The 431-nt window shown below is 60.1% G+C and carries 1 pseudogene; it reads left to right on the top strand.

Features of this window, described 5'->3' with window-relative positions:
• Positions 1-431: pseudogene (locus HFC70_RS26435) on the top strand (serine hydrolase); the annotation flags it as partial.

The raw sequence follows: 431 nt of genomic DNA, 5'->3' as shown, positions 1-431 counted from the left end.
GCGTGTGGCATGCCTACGCCAAAGGCCAGCACGACGTGGGCGCGCACGGCTTTAACGCCACGCTGGAAGACTGGGGGCGCTTCGGCGAGTTCATTCTGCATAACGGGAAGCTGCCGAACGGCAAACAGATCCTACCGGAAAATTGGGTAGCCCAGTCGTCCAACTGGACGCGGGCGGCGGGCTCGGTGTCGGCGGCGCATCCTGATGGCATTTACGGATTCCAATGGTGGAACAACGAAGTGCCGGTGAATGCGACTAACGTAGAACCTGCTCCGCAGGCTTCCCTCAAACATTCCCTGTGGGCGCTGGGGATCTTCGGCCAGATGATCATGGTCAATCAGGCGGAGAATCTGGTGATCGTCCAGTGGTCCACCTGGCCGCAGGCGGAACCTTCTTTCAGCGCGCAACCGTTGGAGGCATCGCTGATGTTT

Source organism: Agrobacterium sp. a22-2 (genome assembly GCF_012276985.1).
Classification (GTDB): Bacteria; Pseudomonadota; Alphaproteobacteria; order Rhizobiales; family Rhizobiaceae; genus Allorhizobium.
The sequence above is the reverse complement of the archived record's forward strand: the minus strand, read 5'-3'. Positions and strand labels throughout refer to the sequence as shown.